The 238-nt window shown below is 66.8% G+C and carries 1 protein-coding gene; it reads left to right on the top strand.

The features are described 5' to 3' along the window. Positions 1-238, top strand: a 238-nt coding sequence (locus RMT89_RS45305; RefSeq protein ID WP_315889579.1) for a hypothetical protein, incomplete at both ends; no start/stop codon positions are given.

The raw sequence follows: 238 nt of genomic DNA, 5'->3' as shown, positions 1-238 counted from the left end.
CCGCGGCGAGGTCATCCGCTACGTCAGCGACAAGTACGGCAACGACCGCGTGTGCCAGATCGTCACCTACGGCACGATCAAGGCCAAGCAGGCCATCAAGGACGCCGGCCGCGTCCTCGGCAAGTCGTTCGGGCTCGGTGAACGCATCACGAAGGCCTACACCCCGCCCGTCATGGGCAAGGACGTGGCCATCGCCGACGTGTTCAACGAGCAGCACGCCCGCTACAGCGAGGGCGCG

It is taken from the genome of Streptomyces sp. P17 (assembly GCF_032436805.1).
Lineage (GTDB): Bacteria > Actinomycetota > Actinomycetes > Streptomycetales > Streptomycetaceae > Streptomyces.
The sequence above is the reverse complement of the archived record's forward strand: the minus strand, read 5'-3'. Positions and strand labels throughout refer to the sequence as shown.